At 63.0% G+C, this 775-nt stretch carries 1 protein-coding gene; it reads left to right on the top strand.

Translation table 11 applies throughout. The features are described from left to right. Nucleotides 1–670, top strand: a 670-nt coding sequence (locus FPZ47_RS27735; RefSeq protein ID WP_144957521.1) for a transposase, incomplete at its 5' end; no start/stop codon positions are given. Nucleotides 671–775: the final 105 nt, after the last annotated feature.

Genomic DNA, 775 nt, shown 5'->3' with positions numbered 1-775 from the left:
GACACGGGGCCGCAAACCCAAGCCGCCATCGGAAGCGACCCAGGCCAAGGCCAACACCTCCGATCCGGACAGTCGGATCATGAAAACCAAAAGCGGGTACGTGCAGGGCTACAACGCCCAAGCGGTGGCCACCGAAAAGCAGATCGTGGTGGCTGCTGAAGTGACCGACGAGGTCACCGACTATCACCAGCTGCATCCGATGATCGCTGCGGCGAACCAGACACTGGCCGCGGCAGGCATCGATATCCCGATCGGACAGCTGCTCGCCGATGCCGGCTACTGCAGCGAAGACAACCTCGCCAACCTGGATGAGGATGACCCGGATTGCTTCATCGCGACCCGTAACAGCTACCGCAACCCCAAGTCACGCAACGGCAGTCGGGGGCCGCTACCGGCAGATGCGACCCTGGTGGATCGGATGGACCGCAAGGTGACCACGAAATCGGGCCGGGCGGTGTATCGCAAGCGCCAACACATGATCGAGCCGGTGTTCGGGCAGATCAAAGATGCTCGCGGTGTCCGCCGGTTCATGCGCCGCGGCAAGCCCGCCGCCAACAGTGAATGGAAGCTGCTGGCGGCCACCCACAACCTGTTGAAGCTCTACCGACACACCGTGCAGACATCGGGCACGTCGGCATTCGCCCCGACCAGGACCGCAATCGCCTGCTGAGGCGGGGACATCCCCACCCCGAATACCCTTGACCGCAACCACAGCACCTCTTACCGGATTCACTGCGGCATCGCCGATCTCATCTCGACCATCGACCATCGACCA

This window comes from Mycobacterium helveticum (genome assembly GCF_007714205.1).
GTDB lineage: Bacteria > Actinomycetota > Actinomycetes > Mycobacteriales > Mycobacteriaceae > Mycobacterium > Mycobacterium helveticum.
Note: the sequence above shows the minus strand (reverse complement) of the source record. Positions and strands in the feature narration are given on the sequence as shown.